This is a genomic window from Rathayibacter sp. PhB127 (assembly GCF_003751665.1).
Classification (GTDB): domain Bacteria; phylum Actinomycetota; class Actinomycetes; order Actinomycetales; family Microbacteriaceae; genus Rathayibacter; species Rathayibacter festucae.
Genome location: NZ_RKHW01000004.1, coordinates 180,300 through 200,176, shown reverse-complemented (window position 1 = coordinate 200,176; position 19,877 = coordinate 180,300). Strand labels below are relative to the sequence as shown.

The window sequence follows — 19,877 nt, the reverse complement described above, 5'->3', positions numbered from 1 at the left end:
TCCGTGTGGCACGGCCCCCGGGGAGCCACGGCAAGTGTACCCGGGCGCCTCCCGGCAGCCCGGCGCGCGGCGCCGGGTCCTCGATGCGCAGACCGGAAGGCCGCTGAAAGCGAGGAGCCCGCCCTCCGGTGCCGCGGTCGCGGTCGGAGGGCGGGCTCATTCGAGCGGTAAGGGTCAGCGCTCGTCGGGGGCGTTCGAGGCCGGCGCCGACGAGGTCGGGGTGGCCGTCGCCGTCGGGGTCTGCGTCGGGGTAGGAGCCACGACGGGGACCGAGAGGGTCGGCGAGGCGGGGGACTCGGGCTCGCCGCAGAGCACCGTGTAGGTGATGTCGATCGTGCCTGCGGACTCGCCGGCCTGGATCGTCGCGGTGGTCGACGTCGACGGGTTGGTGCTCGTCACTGTCGCGCCCTCGCCGGAGACTGTCACCCGGTAACCGGTCACGGAGGTTCCGCTCGGGCACTGGTTGTAGTTGCTCCAGGTGACGTTGAACGTCTCGCCGGGCTCGACGCTCGACGCGGCGGGGGTGACCGTCGGGACGGCGGTCGGAGCGCCGGGGACGGCGACCTCGGTGTAGGTCGTGACGACGATCGTGGTGCCCTTGATCACGTTGGCGGTCGGGTTGACCTCCTCGACCGTGCCGATCTGGTCCGAGCTGGGAGCGCTGGAGCCCTCCTCGCGCTGGACGCCCATCCCGAGCTCGGTGAGCTCGGCCTCGACCTCGTCGAAGGGGCGGCCGACGTAGTCGGAGGAGTTGATGACCACGATGTTCGAGCTCGGCGTCGCCGACGGCGTCTGCGAGGGGGACGGCGCCTGCGACGGGGGCTGGCTCACCGTCGGGCTCGGCGTCGGCTCGGCCTCGGTGCCGCCGTTGCTGGTCAGCGCGAAGATCGTGCCGCCGATCACCACGGCGAGGATCACGATCAGGGCCACGAGCGGCCAGGTCCAGGGGCTGCGCTTGCGCGGCTCCTCGGCCTCGATCGTCTCGTCCAGGGCGCCCGTCGGCGGGTTCGCCGCGAAGGCGGTCGTCGCTCCGGCGCCCAGGATCGTCGTCGCCTGGGTCGTGTTGCCCGCCGCGGACGGAAGGACGGTGGTGGCCTGCGTGTTGGGCAGGTCGGCGGCGACGGCCGGCACCGCGAGGGCGGCACCGCGGACGTCGCCCGAGCGCAGGGCCTGCGCGGCGCGGGCGAGGTGCGCGGCGGTCGCCGGCCGGTCGACCGGCTTCTTCGCGATGCAGGAGTAGACCAGGTTGCGCACGGGCTCGGCGACCGTGACCGGGAGCTCCGGCGGGGTGTCGTTGATCTGGGCCATCGCGATGGCGACCTGCGACTCGCCGGTGAACGGCCGGCGGCCCGCCAGGCACTCGTACGCGACGATGCCCAGCGAGTAGATGTCCGTCGCGGGGGAGGCGGGCTGTCCGCTCGCCTGCTCCGGGGAGAGGTACTGAACGGTGCCCATGACCTGGCCGGTCGCGGTGAGCGGGACCTGATCGGCGATGCGGGCGATGCCGAAGTCGGTGATCTTGACGCGGCCGTCGGGCGTGATCAGGAGATTGCCGGGCTTCACGTCGCGGTGCACCAGTCCGGCGGCGTGTGCTGCGTGCAGGGCCAGCGCGGTCTGCGCCACGATGTCGAGGACCTTGTCCGTCGACAGCACGCGCTCGCGCTCGAGGACCGTGGAGAGCGCCTCGCCGGGCACCAGCTCCATCACGAGGTAGGCCGAGCCGTCCTCCTCGCCGTAGTCGTAGACGTTGGCGATGCCCTCGTGGTTGACGAGCGCGGCGTGCCGGGCCTCGGCGCGGAAGCGCTCGAGGAACCCGGGGTCGCCGAGGTACTCGTCCTTGAGGATCTTGATCGCGATCGTGCGGCCGATGACGAGATCCGTCGCCTGCCACACCTCTCCCATGCCGCCGATGGCGATCCGGGACTGCAGTTCGTAGCGTCCCCCGAAGGTGAGGCCTGATGTGGGTCTCATTTGTTCAGCACCGCCTCTAGTACCTGTTGTGCGATGGGTGCGGCGATCAGGTTGCCGTACCCGGTCTGGCCGAGCCCCCCGCCGTCCTCCACGAGGACGGTGATGGCGTACTGCGGATCGTCCGCAGGAGCGAATCCGGTGAACCAGAGGGTGTACGGGTCGTCCCCGCCGTTCTCAGCGGTGCCGGTCTTACCGGCCACCGTGACGCCACCTATTGTTGCATTCGTCGCCGCGCCGCCCTGGACGCTGGCGACCATCATGGCCTTCACGGCGTCCGCCGTCTCGGTGCTCACGGCCCGGCCGAGCGACTTCTCCTCGAAGCGCTGCAGCACGCTGAGGTCCTGCGAGCGGATGACGTCGACGAGGTTCGGCTGCATCACCTCGCCGCCGTTCGCGATCGCCGCGGAGACCATCGCGATCTGCAGCGGGGTCGCCCGCACCTCGTACTGGCCGAAGGCGGTCAGCGCCGTCTGCGCGTCGTCCGTGGTCTGCGGGTAGGTGCTCGCCTCGACCGACATCGGGATCTCGAGCTCGGTGTCGAAGCCGAACTTCTCCGCCTGCGCGCGGATCGCGGCGGCACCCAGCTCGACCCCCATCTCGGCCATCGGCACGTTGCAGGAGAGCGAGACCGCCGTGGCGAGGGTCACCGTGTCTCCGGAGCCGCAGAGGCCGCCGCCGGAGTTGGTCACCTGCGAGCTCGAGCCCGGCAGGGTGTACGCCTGGACGTTCGGGAAGCTGGAGTCGGGCGTGAAGCGGCCGGACTCGAGGGCGGCCGAGGCGACGACGAGCTTGAAGACCGAGCCGGGCGGGTTGAGCGAGCCGCCGATGGCGCGATTGATGAGCGGATCGGTCGGGTCGTCGTTCAGCGCGCGGTACGCCGCGAGGACGTCATCGGTGTCGTGCGACGCCAGGGCGCTCGGGTCGAAGGTCGGCTTGGAGACCATCGCGAGGATGCGGCCCGTGGCCGGCTCGGTGACCACGACCGCTCCGGTGTAGTCGCCGAGGGCGTCGAACGCGGCCTGCTGCGCGACCGGGTCGATCGAGAGCTCGACCGAGGCGCCCTTGGGGTCCTGGCCGGTGACGAGGTTGTTGATCTCGTCGAAGAACTGCGAGTTCGAGGTGCCGGAGAGGTAGTCGTTCAGCGAGCGCTCGATGCCGGTGGTGCCCTGGTTCAGGGTGAAGTAGCCGGTCACCGCCGAGTAGAGCGGTCCGTTCGCGTACTGGCGCTGGAACTTGTAGATGTCGTCCGACGGCGTCGAGGAGGCGATCGGCTCCCCGCCGGCGAGGATGACGCCGCGCTCCGTCGAGAAGCTCTCGTACAGCGTCCGGGTGTTCCGGGAGTCCTCGGAGAGGGTGTCGGCCTGGAGGACCTGGATGGTGGAGGTGGACACGAAGAGGGCCACGAACATCGCCAGGACGACGAAGCTCACGCGCTTGAGTTCTCGGTTCATCGGGGAGTCACACCACCAGACGCGGCTGATTGCGCACTGTGTCGGACAGGCGGAGCAGGACGGCGACGATCATCCAGTTCGCGACGAGCGACGAGCCGCCGGCCGCGAGGAACGGCGTCGTGAGGCCGGTGAGCGGGATGACGCGGGTGACGCCGCCGATGACGATGAAGCACTGCAGGGCGATCACGAAGGAGAGCCCGACGCCGAGGAGCCGGCCGAAGTCGTCCTGGCCGGCGAAGCCGATCCGGAAGCCGCGCGAGACCAGCAGGAGGTAGAGGCCGAAGATCGCGAAGAGGCCGGCGAGGCCGAGCTCCTCGCCCAGGCTCGCAATGATGTAGTCCGACTGCGGGACCGGGGTGATGTCGGGCATGCCCTGGCCGAGGCCGGTGCCGAGCAGGCCGCCGTGCGCGAGGCCGAACAGGCCCTGCACGAGCTGGTAGCTGCCGCCGGGGTCGGCGCCGTAGCGGTCGGAGCTGAAGGCGTCGAGCCAGTTCGCGAAGCGGTTGCCGACGTAGCCGAGGGTCTGGCTGGCGAGGATCGCGCCGCTGAGGAAGAGCCCGACGCCGATCAGCACCCAGCTGGTGCGGCCGGTCGCCACGTAGAGCATCACGAGGAACAGGCCGAAGTAGAGCAGCGCGGTGCCGAGGTCGCGCTGGAAGACGATGACGCCCATCGTCACGGCCCAGACCACGAGGATCGGACCGAGGTCGCGCAGCCGCGGGAAGCGCATCCTCAGGAAGGTCTTCCCGACCATCGAGAGCGAGTCGCGGTTGCGGACGAGGTAGCCGGCGAAGAAGACCGCGAGCGCGATCTTGGCGATCTCGCCGGGCTGGAAGCTGAAGAAGTCGCCGATGCCGATCCAGACGCGGGCGCCGCTGACCTCCTTGCCGATGAACGGCAGGAGGGGGAGCAGGAGCAGCACGATCGCCGCGAATCCGGCCACGTAGGTGTAGCGGAAGAGGACGCGGTGGTTGCGGATCACCAGCAGGACGACGATCGCGGCGACGATCGCCAGGCCGCTCCAGATGATCTGCCGGACGGCGACCGACTCCCAGCCCGTCGCGCCGTCGGCGATGTCGATCCGGTAGATCTCGGCGACGCCGAGCCCGTTGAGGACGGTGGCGATCGGGAGGAGGAAGGGATCGGCCTCGGGCGCCGCGAAGCGCAGCACGACGTGGACGACCAGCACGAGACCGGAGAGGCCCGCGCCGAGCGAGACGAGGGTGGTGTCGACCGCGCCGAGGGCGCCGAGCTGGACCAGGACGATCGCCGACGCGTCGATCAGGCACGCGCCGATCAGCAGCAGCAGCTCGAGATTGCGCAGGCGCTGGCGGAGGAAGCGCGGGCGCTCCCGGGTGGCGGGGGGAGTGGCGGTGGCGGTCACGGTGCTCCGTTCGCGTCCGTCAGGCGCTCGACGATGTCGACGGCGCCGGCGTAGGAGTCGGCGCTGATCGTCTGCTCGAGCTGCTCGACGTCGTAGTCGCGGAGGGAGTCGAGGGGGATCCCCGTGTCCTCCTTCACTCCGGAGAGCGAGAGCGGCCCGACCGACTGCTGGATGCCCTGGTAGATGATGACGTTCTGGCCGTCGGTGCCGACGTAGAAGCGCGACTGCGTCCAGTCGTAGGCGAGCAGGACGCCGAGGAAGCCGGCGATCAGCACGAGCGAGAGGCCGACGAGCCAGGTAATCCGGCGGCGCAGGTGCCGGCGGCGGTCCTCCTCGATCAGCTCGTCGAGGTAGTCCTCGGACGCGGGCTCGAAGTGGGTCGGGCCCTGGGCGGCCGGGGCGCGGGTGTGCAGGCGGAGGCCGGGGATGCGGATCCGGTTCTGCGAGTCGTCCGTGCTGAGCGGCGTCGGCGCGGCGGCGGAGCCGACGATCACGGGCTCGGCCGTCGGCGCGAGGATCTGCGCGGTGTCGCCGGCGCCCGGGACGTCGAGGATGACGACGGTCACGTTGTCCGGTGCGCCGTGCGAGAGGCTGTCGCGGATCAGGCGGTCGGCGACCTGCTGCGCCGTCTCGTCCCGGGAGAGCTCCTTCTGGATCTCGTCGTGCGGGACGACGCCGGAGAGGCCGTCGGAGCAGATCAGCCAGCGGTCGTTCGGCTCGGTCTCGAGGGTGAGGGTGTCGATCTCGGGATTCGTGTGCACGTCGCCGAGGACCCGCATCAGGACGGAGCGGCGCGGGTGCGTCATCGCCTCCTCCTCGGTGATGCGGCCGGAGTCGACGAGGCGCTGGACGAAGGTGTGGTCCGTGGTGACCTGCTCGAGCTTGCCGTCGCGCAGCACGTAGATCCGGGAATCGCCGATGTGCGCGATGGCGACCGACTCGCCCACGCGGACGATCGCGCTGACGGTGGTGCCCATGCCGGTGAGCTCGGGGTGGTCGACGACGGCGTCGGCCAGCATCGTGTTCGCGGCGAGCAGCGTGCGCTTGAGCTCGTCCTCGGCCTCGTAGGTGGAGGCGTAGGTGCGGTCGGCCTGCGCGATGCGCTTGATCGCGATGGAGGAGGCGACGTCGCCGCCCGCGTGCCCGCCCATCCCGTCGGCCACGACGAAGAGCTGCCGGCCCGCATAGCCGGAGTCCTGGTTGTTGGAGCGGATGCGGCCGACGTGCGAGACGGCGGCGCTCTCGCGCGTGACGCCCGTCTCCGCGGCGCTGTCGGGTGTGGCTGCCACGCGCTACGACCGCCGCAGCTCGAAGGTCGTCGTGCCGACCTTGACCGGGGTGTTAAGCGGCACCTTGGTGGGGGCGCCGACGCGGCGGCCGTCCAGGAACGTGCCGTTGGTGGAGTCGAGGTCCTGGATCATCCACTCGTCGTTCCAGATCAGCAGGCGCGCGTGGTGCGTCGAGGTGTAGTCGTCGCGGATCACCAGCGCCGACTCCGAGGAGCGGCCGATCGTGAGCGGCTCGCCGTTGAGCTCGAGCTCGGTGCCGCGCTTGGGGCCCGAGGTGATGACGAGGCGCTGCGCGGTGTGCACGGTGGCGACGCCGCCGGAGTCGGTGCGCTCCTCGCGGGGGCGCCGCGCGGAGGGGGCCGACGGCTGGGGCGCGGGGGCGGGGACCGCCGCGGCGGCCACGACGGGCTGCGCGGCGGTGACGAACGGAGCGGCGTCCTGCCCGGCCGCGGGCTGCTGGCCCGCGGGCAGCTTGCGCACCCGCTGGCCGAACAGGTCGGAGCGCAGCGCGTAGACGATGCCGAACACGAAGAACCACAGCAGCGCGAGGAACGCGATGCGCAGGAGGAAGAGAGTGAGCTCGCTCATAGCCGGTCGTCCCAGAATCCCTCGGAGGAGCGCCCGGACGGACCGGACGGCGAGCGGTCGGCGCGCGCGGGTGCGGCGCCCTGGACGACGCGGAAGACGATCCGCGTGCGTCCGATCGAGATGGTCTGCCCGGGCGAGAGCGGCGCCTGGGTGACGGGCTTGCCGTCGAGCTTGGATCCGTTGGTGGAGCCGAGGTCGTGGACCTGGGCGCGGACGCCGTCCCAGAGGATCTCGACGTGCTTGCGCGAGGTGCCGGAGTCGTCGACCGTGATGTCGGCGTCGCTGCCGCGCCCGATGACCGTCCTGGACTTCGTGATCGGGTAGCGCTTGCCGTCGATCTCGAGCGCGGGCGTGGAGGCGACGACGCCCTTGACGCTGCGCGAGTCGACCTCGACCATCCCGGCGCTGAGCGACTCGTCGGCGGCGAGCGAGATGTCGATCGGGCCGGAGAAGCGGAAGCCCTGCTTCTTGGCGTGCTCGGTGGCGACCGTGGTGAGCTCGTCGATGAGCGTCGGGCCCATCCGCTCCATCCGGTCGAGGTCGGCGGCGGACATGCGCAGGGTCAGCTGGTTGGGCACGAGGATGCGGTCGCGGGTGACCACGGCCGCCGTGGTGTCGAGCTCGCGGCGGAGAGCGGAGGCGAGCTCGACCGGCTGCAGACCCGACTTGAAGGTCCGAGCGAAAGCGCCGTTGACGACGCGCTCGAGTCCCTTCTCGAAGTTGTCCAGAATGCCCACAGTCTTCCGATCTTCCGTTTCTTCGCCTCTCGGCGGTCGCGTTGGGATCGAGGTGTCTGCGCGCCCGGTCCGCTTCCGATCTCGTGTCTGCGCCGCGCACGGCTACGGGCATGTTACTGGGATGCTCTGGATACGGCCTCCCCGAGCGGGATTCGGGGTGCGGACCGCGCCCGTCCGGACGCAGGGCTCCGGCTCGCGGGACGTCGTCCGGCACGCTCGAATGCGCCGATCTCGCGAGCCGAGGACCGTTCCGCGAGCCCGAGGTGGCCTGCGACGGCCGTGCTCGCACGGCCCGGTTTCCGGTGTCGGCCGCGGGGGTGCTAGTCTTTCTCGTCGGTGCTTCGGTGCCGTTGGTGAGCGCGAGTGGCGGAATAGGCAGACGCGCACGGTTCAGGTCCGTGTGCCCGAAAGGGCGTGGGGGTTCAACTCCCCCCTCGCGCACCAGAGACACAGCCCCCGATCGGAATCCGGTCGGGGGCTGTGCTGTTCACCGGGGGCTGTGTCGTTCCCGCGGGCCGTGTCACTTCCGGGCTGTGGTCAGGCACGGCTCGACGACGCGACGCGGGCCGGTCATCGCGCGCCGGGATCGCCTCCACCGCGGCATGAGCTTGATCCGAGATGCCGACCATGGCAGTGTGACCGGTGCGTCAAGCGTCCGCCGCACTCAGTGCGGCAAGTCCTACAGCCATCTCGTCCGCGAGGTGGCTGTAGTTGTTTCCGCGTCGATGGTTCCAGGGAAGGAATCGCTTGCTGCTCTGCTGCATCGACGAGTCCGGGGATGAAGCGGCGCTCAGGACGTCGACGGATCCGCCTGTACTGGTGATCGCCGGCCTGGTCGTCGAGCATCGGATGGCGAAGTCCTTGATCTGGCGGTTCCTCCAGATCAAGAAGAAGTACAACACCAGTCTCAGTGCCGACGAGGCGAAGCTCTCGGACGTCATCCGCTTCGAGATGAAGGGGAGCGAGCTCCGGAAGGACATCCGCTCCGGGTCCAGGCGCCCGCGTCGTCGCGCCTTCGGAGTTCTCGACGATGTGCTCGAGCTGCTGGAGGAGCACCACGTGACGATCGTCGGCGATGTGAGCGTGAAGGGCGAGAAGCCTCTGCGGCGGTGGGTGTACTCGGACTCCATCGCGTGGATCACGGAGCAGTTCGAAGTCGCCTTGCGAGCTGCGGAGACACCGGGACAGGTGATCCTCGACGCCCGCACGAAGAGCAAGAACGTGCCGAGTGTTCACCGGATCACGACCAAGCGCTTCAAGTCGGGCGGAGACTCCTTCCCGCACCTGGTGGAGTCGCCGCTGTTCGGCCACAGTGATGCGCACGTCGTTCTGCAGCTCTCGGACATCGTCGTCTCCGCTCTGCTCTTCCCCATGGCCTGCGCGGGGTACTGCTCCTCCCTCCTCGACAACGTCCACATCACCCCGGAGTTCGAGGCCGTTCGCCTGCGGTACGGAGCGCGATTGAGGCTGTTGGAGCACCGCTACCTCGGACCGGCAGGTGAACGGGCTGGGGGCGTGCGAGTGACCGATCACATGAACCGGCAGCCGACCCTGGGTCTGTACCAGGAGGTGCCTTTCTCCTACCGGGGTCGTGCATTCGCCTCCTCGTCCGCGGACACGTCGGACGATCCCGGTTCCGTCGAGACCACAGGGCGATCGGGGGAGCAGGGCGAAAGCCGATGACGGCCGTCAGGGAATGCCGACGACGCCGGGACACCGGGGGAGGGGCGCGTGTTCACCGGGCGGATGCCGCGGGCGGGCACTGTCGGCGCATGATCGCTCTCCGCGCCGACGTCGGCGGCCTCGACTCGAGGGCGCTGCCCGAGCTGCTGCGCCGACTCCGCCGGCACCGGCACGTGCAGGTGGGCGGGCGTCAGTGGATCGCGGTGCTGCCCGAGGTCGGCTCGGTGCTCCTCACGGACGGCGCCGAGCTGGTGCTCGACGTGCTGGTGGAGCGCCGCGCGCTGCTGCCGATCGTCATCGACGCCCTCGAGGCGGAGCTGCGGCGCGACGGCTTCCGCGAGCGGCTCGCCCTCCGCTGGTCGACCCCCGACGCGGTCCCGGTCCCCTTCCGCTGACGCCCGGCGCCCCCCGCGAGATGCCACTTGTGCACGCTTTTCACGGCGTGTCGCGTGCACAAGTGGCATCTCGCGAGAGGGAAGGACGGGGTCAGCGGCGGGTGAGTTCGACGACGGGGATGGTGCGGGTGGTCTTGGCCTCGTAGCCCTTGAAGCCTTCGGAGGCGTCGGTGAAGCGCTTCCAGCCGGCGTCGCGCTCGGCGCCCTCGAGGGTGCGGGCGCGGACGGGGACGGTGCCGTCGTCGGGGGTCTCGATCACGGTGTCGGGGTTCGCCTCGAGGTTGTGGAACCAGGCCGGGTGCTTCGGGGCGCCGGCGGCGGAGGCGGCGATCAGCCAGACGTCGTCGGAGGGGTGCAGGCCCATCAGCGGGGCGATGCGCTCCTCGCCGGATCGCGCGCCGGCGTGGTGCACGAGGACGAGGCTGCGGCCGAAGCCCGCGGTCGTCACCGTCCCGCCGTTCGCGCGGAACTCCGCGATGATCTGCTCGTTGAAGTCGGCCATGCTCGTGCTCCTCGACGTCGGTGTCAGGCGCGGGCGCCGAGGGCGTCCGTCCGCGAGCCGGGGCCGGACGCGGGAGGCGGCTCCGAGCCGCCGACCGCCGCCGCGGGATCCGCGAGCGCGCGACGCCAGGGTAGCTCCGCGGCCCCCACCAGCTCCAGCCTCGAGCGCAGCGCCGCGCGCTCGATCCGGACGCCGCGGGCGAGGTCGCTGAGGGCGCGCGCCGAGACGCGGGCCGCCAGGCGCTCGCGGTCGACGGTGAGCAGCGAGCCGAGGAAGCCGCCCAGGACGACCGCGGTCGGGTTGAAGAGGTTGATGTAGGTCGAGAGGCCCTCGGCGAGCAGGTCGACCTGGCGGGCCACCTCGCCGAGGACGGCGGGGTCGCGGGAGGTGCCGAGCGCGATGTCGAGCTCGTCCTGATCGAGGACGCGGGCGCCGAGCACGTCGAGGAGGGAGCGCATCCGGACCTCGGCCTCGAGGCAGCCGTGCCGACCGCAGCCGCAGAGGCGGCCGTTCGCGGCGACGAGGGTGTGGCCGAGCTCGGCGGCGAACCCCGAGGAGCCCTGCAGGGGGACGCCGCCGATGATCACGCCGCCGCCGATGCCGCTGGCGCCGCCGGTCACGTAGACGACGTCGGCGACGCCCCGTGCGGCTCCGAACAGCGACTCGCCGATCGCGCCGAGCGTGGCGTCGTTGCCGACCGAGACGGGGAGGTCGAGCGCGCGGCTGAGCTGCGACGCGAGGTCGACGTCGCGCCAGCCCAGGTGCGGCGCGCGGTGCACGAAGCCCGAGTCGGCCTGCACGAGGCCCGGCACGGCGACGCCGGCGCCGAGGAGGACGCGATGGGTCTCCCGCTCGGCGCGGAAGCCGGCCACGATGCCGCTGACCACGCGGACGACGGTCGCCGGGCTCGCCGGCTTCGGGGTGTCGAAGCGGACGCGGCGGAGGAGGTCCCCGTGCAGGCCGACCAGGCCGACGATGATCGCGTCGGTGTCGAGGTGGACGCCGACCATCGCGAAGGTGAGGCCGGGGACGACGGTCGCGCTCGGGCGGCCGATGCGGCCGTCGGAGGCGGTGGTCTCCTCCTCCACCCAGCCGATCTCGCTCAGCTCGCCGACGAGGTTGGCGACCGCCGAGCGGTTCAGGCCGGTCAGGCGGCCCAGCTCGGCGCGGCTGATCGGTCCGGAGCGGTGCACCAGGGTCGCGATGGCGGCGAGGTTGTGCCGACGGAGCAGAGCGTTGCTCGATGCTCCGACTGCTCCTGCCATGCTGCTCAGCCTCTCGTCGGCGCGATGGGGCACCGGTCCGGGGATGCGCTCGGGCGCGGGCCCTCCGTGGAGAGAGCACGCGCCCGAGCACGGTGCAGGGAGGAGAGAAGGCTAGCGCCCGCCCGCCCTCCTCTTGTTGAAGATGTCGAACGCGACGGCCAGCAGGAGCACGAAGCCCTTGATCGCCATCTGCCACGCGGCGTCGACGGAGAGGATCGACAGGCCCATGTTGAGCACGCCCATCACCAGACCGCCGATGACCGCGCCGACCACCGTGCCGACGCCGCCCTGGACGGCCGCGCCGCCGATGAAGACCGCGGCGATCGCGTCGAGCTCGTAGTTCTGACCGGCGGAGGCGACGGCGCCGCCCGCGCGGGCCGTGCTGACGATGCCGGCGACACCCGCCAGCGCGCCCATGTTGACGAAGATGAAGAAGTTGACCCACTTCGTCTTCACGCCCGACATCATCGCGGCGAACAGGTTGCCGCCCATCGCGTAGATGTGGCGGCCGAAGACCGTCCGGCCGAGCACGAAGCTGTAGGCGAGGATCAGCACCGCGAGCACGATCAGGATGATCGGCGTGCCGCTGTAGCCCGCGAGCAGCCAGGCGAGGGCCATGATCGCGACGACCGCGACGACAGCCTTCACATAGAAGGACGCGATCGGCTCGCGCGGGAGCTCGAGACGGCGCAGCGTGGCGCGGGTGCGCACCTGCTGCACGACGAGGGCGACGCAGACGAGCAGCCCCAGCACCAGGGTGAGCGCGTCGCGGCCGGCGATGCCGCCGAGCACGCCCGGCAGCCAGCCCGCGCCGATCGCGGTGAACTCGGTCGGCAGGCCGTTGATCGTGCCGCCGGTGAGCAGGACCAGGGTGAAGCCGCGGAAGATGAGCATGCCCGCGAGGGTCACGATGAACGCCGGTATCCCGACGAAGGCGACCCAGAAGCCCTGCCAGGCGCCGACGGCGGCGCCGGTGACCAGGGCGACGATGACGGCGGCCCACCAGGGCAGGCCCCAGTTGTTCATCGCGATCGCGGAGATGGCACCGACCATGGCGACGACCGAGCCGACCGAGAGGTCGATGTGGCCGGCGATGATCACCATCACCATGCCGATCGCGAGGATCAGCACGTAGGCGTTCTGCTGGATCAGGTTGTTGACGTTGCCCGGCAGCAGCAGCCGGCCGTTCGTCAGGACCTGGAAGAGCAGGATGATGATCGCGAGGGCGGCGAGGATGCCGTACTGGCGGAGGTTGATGTTCAGTCGGCGCGCCCGCTTGGGCGGCGTCGACGGCGTGCTCGCCGGCGTTCCGCTCGGGGCTGTCGTGGTCGTGGCGCTCATCGGGCCTGTTCCTTTCCGGCGGTCATGTAGTGCATGAGGTGCTCCTGAGTGGCGTCGGCACGGTCGATCTCGCCCGTGATGCGCCCCTCGGAGATGGTGTAGATCCGGTCGGCCAGCCCGATCAGCTCGGGCAGCTCGGACGAGATGACGACGACCGCCTTGCCCTGGGCCGCGAGCTCGTTGATGATGCCGTAGATCTCGTACTTGGCCCCCACGTCGATGCCGCGGGTGGGCTCGTCGAGGATCAGCACGTCCGGGCCCGAGAAGATCCACTTCGAGAGGACGACCTTCTGCTGGTTGCCGCCCGAGAGCTTGCCGGTGACGGCGGAGACGCTCGGGGCCTTGATGTTCATCTTCGAGCGGTACGAGTCGGCGACCTTGTACTCGCGGTGCTTGTCGATCACGCCGAGGCGGGCGAGTCGCGAGAGCGCCGCGGCCGACACGTTGACGGTGATGTCGCCGATGAGGTTGAGGCCGTAGCGCTTGCGGTCCTCGGTCGCATAGGCGAGGCCGTTGCGGATCGCCTCCTCGACGGTGCGCGTCTGGATCTCCTTGCCGTCCTTGAAGACGCGGCCGGAGATGCCGGTGCCGTAGCTGCGGCCGAAGATGCTCATCGCGAGCTCGGTGCGCCCGGCGCCCATCAGCCCCGCGAAGCCGACGATCTCGCCGGCCCGCACGGTGAAGGAGGCGTCCTCGACGACCACGCGGTTGATGTCGACCGGGTGGTGCACGGTCCAGTTCTCGACGCGGAGCTTCTCCTCGCCGATCTGCGGATCGCGCGGCGGGAACATGCTGTTGAGGTCGCGGCCGACCATCGCGCGGATGATCCGGCTCTCCGAGGCGTCCTCGCCGGCCATCGCGAAGCTCTCGATGGTGCGGCCGTCGCGGATGATCGTCACCGTGTCCGCGATGGCGCGGATCTCCTTCAGCTTGTGGCTGATGATGATGCAGGTGATGCCCTGGCGGCGCAGCTGGTCGATCAGGCCGAGCAGGTGGTCGCTGTCCTCGTCGTTGAGCGCGGCGGTGGGCTCGTCGAGGATGAGGAGCTTCACCTCCTTCGCGAGGGCCTTGGCGATCTCGACGAGCTGCTGCTTGCCGACGCCCAGCTCGAGGATCTTCGTCGCCGGGCTCTCGGCGAGGCCGACCCGTGCGAGCAGCTTGGCCGCCTCCGCGTTGGTGGCGTTCCAGTCGATGACGCCGCGGGTGGACTTCTCGTTGCCGAGGAAGATGTTCTCGGCGATCGAGAGGTAGGGGCTCAGCGCGAGCTCCTGGTGGATGATGACGACGCCGTCGGCCTCGCTGTCGTTGATCGAGCGGTACTGCGCCTGGTGGCCCTCGAACTCGATCGAGCCCTCGAAGCTGCCGACGGGGTAGACGCCCGAGAGGACCTTCATGAGCGTCGACTTGCCGGCGCCGTTCTCGCCGCAGATGGCGTGGACCTCGCCCGGCTGGACCGAGAGCGAGACGCCGTCGAGGGCGCGGACGCCGCCGCCGAACTCCTTGACGATGTCGCGCATGATGAGGATGGGACTGGCCAACAGGGCCTCACTTCACTGTGCAGAGGATGGGCTTCGAGGGGAAGAAGGGGGAGAAGGGCGGGGTGGGGGAGGATCACTCCTCCCCTGCCCCGCCCGACCGATCAGAGTCCGACGTCGCCGGCCTTGAGGAAGCCGGAGTCGACGAGGACCGACTGCACGTCGTCCTTGACGACGACCTGCGGCTCGAGGAGGTAGGACGGGACGACCTTCTCGCCGTTGTCGTACGTCTCGGTGTCGTTGACCTCGGGCTCCTCGCCCGCGACGATCGACTGCACCATCTGGAAGACGCGGTCGCCGAGGGTGCGGGTGTCCTTCCAGACCGTCATCGACTGCTCGTCGGCGAGGATCGCCTTGACGTTGGCCTTGTCGGCGTCCTGCCCGGTGATGATCGGGTAGTCGGCGCCGGGCGCGTAGCCGGCGGACTTCAGCGAGGCCTCGATGCCGATCGCCAGGCTGTCGTTGGGGGAGAGCACCACGTCGACCTTCTGGTCACCGGTGTAGAAGGAGGAGAGGCGGTTGTCCATCTCGGACTGCGCCTTGTCCGAGGCCCAGCCCTGGATGCCGATCGAGGCCCAGTCGTCGTCCGAGGCGGGGGACTTGCCGGACGGCACGACGAGCTTGCCGCTCTCGATGTAGGGCTGCAGGACGTCCCAGGCGCCGGAGAAGAAGAACTTGGCGTTGTTGTCGTCGGGGCTGCCGGCGAAGGGCTCGAGGGTGAAGGGACCCGCGGCGTTGGCGAGGTCGAGGGTCGACTCGATGTACTGGCCCTGGAGCTGGCCGACCTTGTAGTTGTCGAACGTCGCGTAGTAGTCGACGTCGGCGGTGCCGTTGATCAGGCGGTCGTAGGCGATGACGGTCGCGTTCTGCTTCTTCGCCTCGGCGAGGACGGGGGCGAGCGCCTCGCCGTCGATGGCCGCGACGACCAGGATCTTCGAGCCGCCGGCGATCTGGTTCTGGATCTGCGAGATCTGCTGGTCGGTCTTGTTGTCGGCGTACTGCAGGTCGACGGTGCAGCCGTCGCCCTCGAGCTGGGACTGGAGGCCCTCGCCGTCGTTGATCCAGCGCTCGAGGCTGCGGGTGGGCATCGAGATGCCGACGGTGCAGTCGCCTTCGGCGCCCGCGCCGGCAGCGGCGCCACCCGAGTTGGCGGGGCTGGCGGAGCAGGCCGCGAGGCCGAGGGAGATGATGCCGGCGGCGGCCAGCGTGGTGATGCTGCGGGAGAACTTCATGGAGTGCATTCCTCTCTGAAAGCAGTGTCCGAGGATGAGGACGGCGCGAGAGCGTGCAGGTGGGAGCACGTCGTCGTGTCGTCGCCCGGGAGGGGCGGGGAGCCCCGAGGGGCTTTGTCCACGGAGACAACATATTGCGCGTGCACCGGTCTGTAAAGCGCGACGGGAGATCGATCCGCGGCGTTGCCGAACCGTGACCTTCCCCCGGTGCCTCCGCGCCAGTGCTGGGTGAGACCGCTCTCAGGAGGAGACATGAAAGAGGGGACCCCGGGCACGAGCCGAGCTCGTTCCGGGGTCCCCGTGTTCTGCAGCGCCGTCGTCAGAGCCAGCGGCGCAGGCCCGGCCGCTCCAGGACGCCGGCCAGGGTGCGGTTCCGGGTCCGCAGGATGCGGACGAGGAGACCGGTCGCGGAGATCTGCGAGCAGGTCGCCGCGAAGGCGAGGACGAGGCCCGAGAGCAGCGCCATCACCGGGTACTCGTCGATGAGCTGATCGGCCGACCAGTACATCAGCAGCGTCGCGAGCGAGGCGAGCGCGGCCGGCGCGGTGAGGATCCCTGCGATCAGCGCGACGCCCAGCCCGATCTCGACGAGCGGCGTGACGAAGCCGAAGAGGCCGGCCTGAGCGTGCAGGATCGTCGACGCGAAGAGCTGGAAGTAGTCGGGCACCCGCCCGTTCTCCGCGGCGCCATCGGCGACGAGGAGGATGTCGGAGGCCCCGAATCCGGATCGCAGCTTGATCGCGCCCTCGTTGATCCAGAGCAGGCCCAGAGCGACGCGGACGGCGGTGCCCAGGGCCGCGGCCGCCCAGCGCCACCCGGGCCGCGTCACGAGAGCTTCGCCGCGCCGAAGACGGCCTTCGCCTTGTCGCAGTGCACGACGACGTAGGTGTAGTCGGCGGCGTCGCCCACGTCGAAGCTCTGGGTCTTCGTGTCGTAGGAGACCGGGCCCAGCTCGACACCGGCGCTCACGGCCTTCTCGTCGGTCCCGTTCGTCAGGTAGAGGTGCAGGTCCGGGCCCTCGTCGGAGGAGAAGCCGCTGAGGTCGACCGTCTTTCCCGACACGGTCGCGGTGCCGGCGACCTTCTTGCCGTTGAGGCCCTCGAACGCGCCTTCGCGGCTCTCGCCGGCCGGCGCGACCGTCGACGGCGCCGTGGTCTTCGCGGCGGCGGAGCTGGAGCTCGTGGACGACTGCGAGGCGGTTCCGGTGGCCGGCGCGCAGCCGGTCAGGACGCCGGCCACGAGGACGACTCCGGCGATCGCCTTGGGGAGCAGGTGACGGGACATGGGGTGTTCCTCTCGTTCTGGCTCTCCGGGTCGGGGTGACCGGGAGAGCGGAAGGGCGACCGGAGGGGAGCCGGTCGCGACCTCGGACGGGCCGCAGCGGAGTGTGGGAACGGCGCGGCCCGCCCGAGGAGTGCGGGAAGGGTCAGTTGACCTTCGAGATGGCGCAGGACTTGAAGCCCGAGTTCGCGTTGACCTGCACGTTGTAGGAGTGCCCGGCCTCGAACGTGTAGCCCGATCCGACCGGGCAGGCGTACTGCTCACCCGGTGAGGCGACGTCGCTCTGCGCGGAGTAGCCGTTGATCAGCACCTGCGAGGTGGTGAAGGACTTCTTCCCGCCGCTGAAGATCGAGTCGAGGCTGCTGCTGTTGATCACGTACGGGGTCGCGGGGTTCTTGGCGGACGCCGAGGTGCCGAACGACTCGTTGGCGCCCGGGCTCAGTGCCGAGCCCCACTTGTTGCCGAAGATCCAGTACTGACCGTCGACCACGAGCGTGGCCGAGGCGTAGGCGCCCGAGTCGGGGCTGTCCGGGCCGGTGTTGCTCACCTGGAGGAGGAAGTACGGAGCCGGTGCCGGCGCGGCCGCCCCGAAGAGCGCGACGCTGAAGGCGCCGGGGACGGCCGAGGCGTCGCCCCAGGCCGCGGGCGCGTAGTCGTTGTTGAGCGACCACTGCATGACGCCGGTCACGTGACCGTAGAGCTCGGGCTTCGCCTTCATCGCCTTCCACTGCGCGGCGAGGTCGGCGAGCACCGCGGCCTGGTCGTAGGCGGCGGCGCCGGATCCGCCGAAGACGTTGTTCGCGGTCCCGCTGGCGCCGGCGTTGCTGACCTGGCCGATCACGATCTCGGTGCTCTCGCTGATGCACAGCGAGGTGGCGGCGGAGCAGTCGGGCCGGACGGCGCTGTTGAGCGCGTGGCTGATCGTGCTGAAGAAGCCGGGGTCCTTCTCGGCGGCGCCGCCGACCGTCCAGCCGCCGGTGTTGTAGGTCTGAGCGAGCAGGTAGTCGACCGTGCCGCTCTTCAGGAGCGGACCGAACTGGTCGTTCGCGCCGTCGTGGACACCGGAGGTGAGGGTCAGGTTCGTGGGCGCGGCCGGGTCCACCTCGGTCCCGCTGCTCAGGTAGACCTGCGGCGCGACGGCGAGGGAGAGGCCCGCGCCCTTCACGGTCGCGCCGAGGGCACTGATCGTCGGGGCGTCGATGCCGTTCTCGAGGTCGAGGTCGACGCCCGTGATGCTCCCGCCGGAGAGCTTCGCGTTGTAGTCCTCGATCTGCGCGAGCAGCCGGGAGCCGACGGCGCTCGCCGTGCCGGTGTTCACGGTGTCCCGGGTGACGGTCTGCCCGCCGAGGCTGAGCAGGTTCACCGTGCCCTTCGCCTCCTGGTCGATGACCTTCTGCATCGCCGCGAGGGTCGCGGGATCGGCCGTGCTGCTCGCCGGGTCGGCGAAGGCGAACACGATCACGTTCGAGGCGGCGATGCCGGCCGGATCGATCTGCGCCAGCGAGCCGGTCGCTCCGAGCTGGAGGTAGGAGACGCGGAGGTCGGGGACGGCGCTCGCGGTGTCGGCGACGGCGGCCGGTGCGGCACCGCCCACGGCGACGGCGCTCGGAACGGCGACCGCGGCGGCGAGGGCGGCGGCGGCCAGGAGGCGGCGGCGGAGTCGTGGTCTCATTCTCGGGTGTCCCTTTCGTGGGTGGGGAGGGCGAGCGACGGTCGCGGCGGACGACGATCTGAACCGGCCTCGTGGGCGGCAGAGCGGTTTCGCGGGGTCGACATCGATGGTGAGCCGACCGCGCGGCGTCCCGAAATCTCTGGCACGGATCATCGGAGATGGCGGGAACGGCTGATGAGGCTCAGTGATCCATGTCCGGAACCTGAAAGTGCTCTTCGTTCATGAGGACGTATATAAAGGTCGATGCTTGCGTATAGAAAGACATCCATCCGCGGAAAGACGGGGAATCGAAGATGGCGGAGATCAGCTGATTCGGCGGGGAATCACTCAATTGGCGCCGGACTTGAATTCGGCGCCCTCTCTCCTGTTACACTCACCGCTCGGTCACCCCGCAGCAGTCCCCGTTCACCGTGCGGATGAGCAGGTGGTGGCTTTGAGAATTCACATGTCCTGCCGTCGCGGACGTGTGGCGAGCGGATCCCGTTCCGGGGCGCTCGTAGCCGATCCTCGAGATGGAACAGCAGTGATGAAAGAGACCCTCCCGTCCACGGACTCCCCCCTCAGGCCGAGCTCGCCCTGCCGCATCGATCGGCAGCGCTTCAGCGGTCCGGGCGCCGAGAAGGCGATCAGCGAGTGGATGGGAGTCGGTGAATTCCATCCGCGCAGTCGAGAGGCGTTCGAGGCGGAGTCGGAGCGCGTGATCATCGATCAGGTGAGTGCTCAGCGGCTGACTGCCCGCGCCAATTACTTCACCTCTCCGGATTCGAGCTCCCTCGGATTCCCGAGAAGCAATCGCATCGAGATCGTGGCCCTCATCGAGGGCGAGTGCTTCATCTCCGTCGGCACTCAGCGCTATCGCCTCACCAGGGGCTCCATCGCCATCGCGGGCGGCGGCGAGCCCGTGTCCTCGGAGACCTACGACGTGACCGAGTGCGTCTTCATCAGCATTCCGGTCGATCAGCTGAGCGAGCGCTTCCGGGCCTCGGTCCCGCTCTACGGAGTGGAGGTGATCTCGCCGCCGCGACTGATGCGCCTGTTCCAGACGCTCTCGCACGAGCTCGCCTCGCACGACTCGATCTCGCCGGACGCGTTCCGCACGCAGCTCGCGCAGCTGACCGGGCTGATCGAGGCGTCGCTGGCGAACCGGTCGCACCTCGCCGTCGGCGACCTCGATCGCATCAAGCTCTCCCGGGAGCACGTCGAGGGCTACGTGCGCGACCACCTCGCCCAGCGCGATCTCACCGTCGGCACCCTGGCCGAGGTCTTCCACACCAGTCCCCGCACGATCCACCGGCTCTTCGCGAGCGACGGACCGACCCTCTCCGAGTACATCCGGACCAGTCGCCTGACGGCGCTCGCCGCGGAGATCAGTGCGGCCGACAACCCCGACGGCTTCGAGGTGCTCGCCGCCCGGTGCGGACTGCACGAGTACGTGACCGCCGCACGGCTGTTCCGCAAGGAGTACGGCCTGACCATGCGCCAGTTCTGGAAGGCGTACCGCCTGCGCTGAGGCTCGCGGCGCACCTCGGGCTCGTAGAATCACCTTCGGCT

The 19,877-nt window shown here is 70.0% G+C and carries 17 protein-coding genes and 1 tRNA gene; 4 read left to right on the top strand and 14 right to left on the bottom strand.

Annotation, left to right across the window (positions count from 1 at the left end; genetic code table 11):
* Window positions 1-174: 174 nt before the first annotated feature.
* From EDF22_RS17420 to EDF22_RS17395, 6 genes are read right to left on the bottom strand one after another with little or no spacing between them, the layout of a single operon-like run.
* Window positions 175-1,971 carry a protein kinase domain-containing protein gene (locus EDF22_RS17420; RefSeq protein ID WP_123706105.1) on the bottom strand — a complete coding sequence of 599 codons (1,797 nt, stop codon included), beginning with the start codon at window positions 1,969-1,971 and terminating at the stop codon, window positions 175-177.
* Window positions 1,968-3,422 carry a penicillin-binding protein 2 gene (locus tag EDF22_RS17415; protein ID WP_123706104.1) on the bottom strand — a complete coding sequence of 485 codons (1,455 nt, stop codon included), beginning with the start codon at window positions 3,420-3,422 and terminating at the stop codon, window positions 1,968-1,970. The genes EDF22_RS17420 and EDF22_RS17415 overlap by 4 nt, the downstream gene beginning before the upstream one ends.
* A 7-nt stretch (window positions 3,423-3,429) precedes the next feature.
* Window positions 3,430-4,806, bottom strand: a complete 1,377-nt coding sequence (locus EDF22_RS17410) for an FtsW/RodA/SpoVE family cell cycle protein (RefSeq protein ID WP_123706103.1) — start codon at window positions 4,804-4,806, stop codon at window positions 3,430-3,432.
* Complete coding sequence (locus EDF22_RS17405) at window positions 4,803-6,095, bottom strand: Stp1/IreP family PP2C-type Ser/Thr phosphatase (RefSeq protein ID WP_123447238.1); 1,293 nt, start codon at window positions 6,093-6,095, stop codon at window positions 4,803-4,805. Before EDF22_RS17405 ends, EDF22_RS17410 begins: the two co-directional genes overlap by 4 nt.
* A 3-nt stretch (window positions 6,096-6,098) precedes the next feature.
* A complete protein-coding gene (locus EDF22_RS17400; protein ID WP_123706102.1) occupies window positions 6,099-6,683 on the bottom strand; it encodes an FHA domain-containing protein in 585 nt (194 codons plus the stop codon).
* Window positions 6,680-7,420 (bottom strand): DUF3662 and FHA domain-containing protein, encoded by a 741-nt coding sequence (locus EDF22_RS17395; protein WP_123447236.1) that lies wholly within the window; start codon window positions 7,418-7,420, stop codon window positions 6,680-6,682. The genes EDF22_RS17400 and EDF22_RS17395 overlap by 4 nt, the downstream gene beginning before the upstream one ends.
* A 357-nt stretch (window positions 7,421-7,777) precedes the next feature.
* Between EDF22_RS17395 and EDF22_RS17390 the strand changes: the two genes are divergently transcribed.
* The 3 genes from EDF22_RS17390 (at window position 7,778) to EDF22_RS17380 (ending at window position 9,498) form a co-directional block, all read left to right on the top strand.
* Window positions 7,778-7,864 (top strand) — tRNA-Leu (locus tag EDF22_RS17390).
* A 303-nt stretch (window positions 7,865-8,167) separates the two neighbouring features.
* Window positions 8,168-9,103 carry a DUF3800 domain-containing protein gene (locus tag EDF22_RS17385; protein WP_185039079.1) on the top strand — a complete coding sequence of 312 codons (936 nt, stop codon included), beginning with the start codon at window positions 8,168-8,170 and terminating at the stop codon, window positions 9,101-9,103.
* A gap of 89 nt (window positions 9,104-9,192) precedes the next feature.
* The gene (locus EDF22_RS17380) at window positions 9,193-9,498 is read left to right on the top strand and encodes a hypothetical protein (protein WP_123706100.1); all 306 of its coding nucleotides are present in this window, start codon (window positions 9,193-9,195) and stop codon (window positions 9,496-9,498) included.
* Window positions 9,499-9,589: 91 nt separating this feature from the next.
* On the opposite strand, the gene EDF22_RS17375 is transcribed toward EDF22_RS17380, so the two are convergent.
* The 8 genes from EDF22_RS17375 to EDF22_RS17340 all read right to left on the bottom strand — a co-directional run bounded on the left by EDF22_RS17375 (window position 9,590) and on the right by EDF22_RS17340 (window position 18,326).
* Complete coding sequence (locus tag EDF22_RS17375; protein ID WP_123706099.1) at window positions 9,590-10,000, bottom strand: nitroreductase/quinone reductase family protein; 411 nt, start codon at window positions 9,998-10,000, stop codon at window positions 9,590-9,592.
* Between the two features lie 23 nt (window positions 10,001-10,023).
* On the bottom strand, window positions 10,024-11,265 hold the full coding sequence (locus EDF22_RS17370) for an ROK family transcriptional regulator (protein ID WP_123706098.1): 1,242 nt from the start codon (window positions 11,263-11,265) through the stop codon (window positions 10,024-10,026).
* Window positions 11,266-11,376: 111 nt separating this feature from the next.
* Window positions 11,377-12,606 carry a multiple monosaccharide ABC transporter permease gene (gene mmsB / locus EDF22_RS17365; RefSeq protein ID WP_123447231.1) on the bottom strand — a complete coding sequence of 410 codons (1,230 nt, stop codon included), beginning with the start codon at window positions 12,604-12,606 and terminating at the stop codon, window positions 11,377-11,379.
* On the bottom strand, window positions 12,603-14,123 hold the full coding sequence (mmsA, locus tag EDF22_RS17360; protein ID WP_123706248.1) for a multiple monosaccharide ABC transporter ATP-binding protein: 1,521 nt from the start codon (window positions 14,121-14,123) through the stop codon (window positions 12,603-12,605). Before mmsA ends, mmsB begins: the two co-directional genes overlap by 4 nt.
* Window positions 14,124-14,245: 122 nt before the next feature.
* Window positions 14,246-15,373 (bottom strand): multiple monosaccharide ABC transporter substrate-binding protein, encoded by a 1,128-nt coding sequence (gene chvE, locus EDF22_RS17355; protein ID WP_397460175.1) that lies wholly within the window; start codon window positions 15,371-15,373, stop codon window positions 14,246-14,248.
* A gap of 319 nt (window positions 15,374-15,692) precedes the next feature.
* The gene (locus tag EDF22_RS17350; RefSeq protein WP_185039076.1) at window positions 15,693-16,202 is read right to left on the bottom strand and encodes a DoxX family membrane protein; all 510 of its coding nucleotides are present in this window, start codon (window positions 16,200-16,202) and stop codon (window positions 15,693-15,695) included.
* A complete protein-coding gene (locus EDF22_RS17345) occupies window positions 16,199-16,657 on the bottom strand; it encodes a DM13 domain-containing protein (RefSeq protein WP_123447228.1) in 459 nt (152 codons plus the stop codon). The genes EDF22_RS17350 and EDF22_RS17345 overlap by 4 nt, the downstream gene beginning before the upstream one ends.
* Before the next feature lie 142 nt (window positions 16,658-16,799).
* Window positions 16,800-18,326, bottom strand: a complete 1,527-nt coding sequence (locus EDF22_RS17340) for a hypothetical protein (RefSeq protein WP_123706096.1) — start codon at window positions 18,324-18,326, stop codon at window positions 16,800-16,802.
* A 445-nt stretch (window positions 18,327-18,771) separates the two neighbouring features.
* Between EDF22_RS17340 and EDF22_RS20970 the strand changes: the two genes are divergently transcribed.
* Window positions 18,772-19,836, top strand: a complete 1,065-nt coding sequence (locus tag EDF22_RS20970; RefSeq protein ID WP_123706095.1) for a helix-turn-helix domain-containing protein — start codon at window positions 18,772-18,774, stop codon at window positions 19,834-19,836.
* Window positions 19,837-19,877: the final 41 nt, after the last annotated feature.

Excerpts from the sequence above, each read along its gene's own strand:
- EDF22_RS20970 (WP_123706095.1), top strand. The coding sequence starts at position 18,772 with ATGTCCTGCCGTCGCGGACGTGTGGCGAGCGGATCCCGTTCCGGGGCG.
- chvE (WP_397460175.1), bottom strand. The coding sequence starts at position 15,373 with ATGAAGTTCTCCCGCAGCATCACCACGCTGGCCGCCGCCGGCATCATC.
- EDF22_RS17340 (WP_123706096.1), bottom strand. The coding sequence starts at position 18,326 with ATGAGACCACGACTCCGCCGCCGCCTCCTGGCCGCCGCCGCCCTCGCC.
- mmsB (WP_123447231.1), bottom strand. The coding sequence starts at position 12,606 with ATGAGCGCCACGACCACGACAGCCCCGAGCGGAACGCCGGCGAGCACG.
- EDF22_RS17345 (WP_123447228.1), bottom strand. The coding sequence starts at position 16,657 with ATGTCCCGTCACCTGCTCCCCAAGGCGATCGCCGGAGTCGTCCTCGTG.
- EDF22_RS17400 (WP_123706102.1), bottom strand. The coding sequence starts at position 6,683 with ATGAGCGAGCTCACTCTCTTCCTCCTGCGCATCGCGTTCCTCGCGCTG.
- EDF22_RS17380 (WP_123706100.1), top strand. The coding sequence starts at position 9,193 with ATGATCGCTCTCCGCGCCGACGTCGGCGGCCTCGACTCGAGGGCGCTG.
- EDF22_RS17375 (WP_123706099.1), bottom strand. The coding sequence starts at position 10,000 with ATGGCCGACTTCAACGAGCAGATCATCGCGGAGTTCCGCGCGAACGGC.
- EDF22_RS17370 (WP_123706098.1), bottom strand. The coding sequence starts at position 11,265 with ATGGCAGGAGCAGTCGGAGCATCGAGCAACGCTCTGCTCCGTCGGCAC.
- EDF22_RS17420 (WP_123706105.1), bottom strand. The coding sequence starts at position 1,971 with ATGAGACCCACATCAGGCCTCACCTTCGGGGGACGCTACGAACTGCAG.
- mmsA (WP_123706248.1), bottom strand. The coding sequence starts at position 14,123 with ATGCGCGACATCGTCAAGGAGTTCGGCGGCGGCGTCCGCGCCCTCGAC.
- EDF22_RS17415 (WP_123706104.1), bottom strand. The coding sequence starts at position 3,422 with ATGAACCGAGAACTCAAGCGCGTGAGCTTCGTCGTCCTGGCGATGTTC.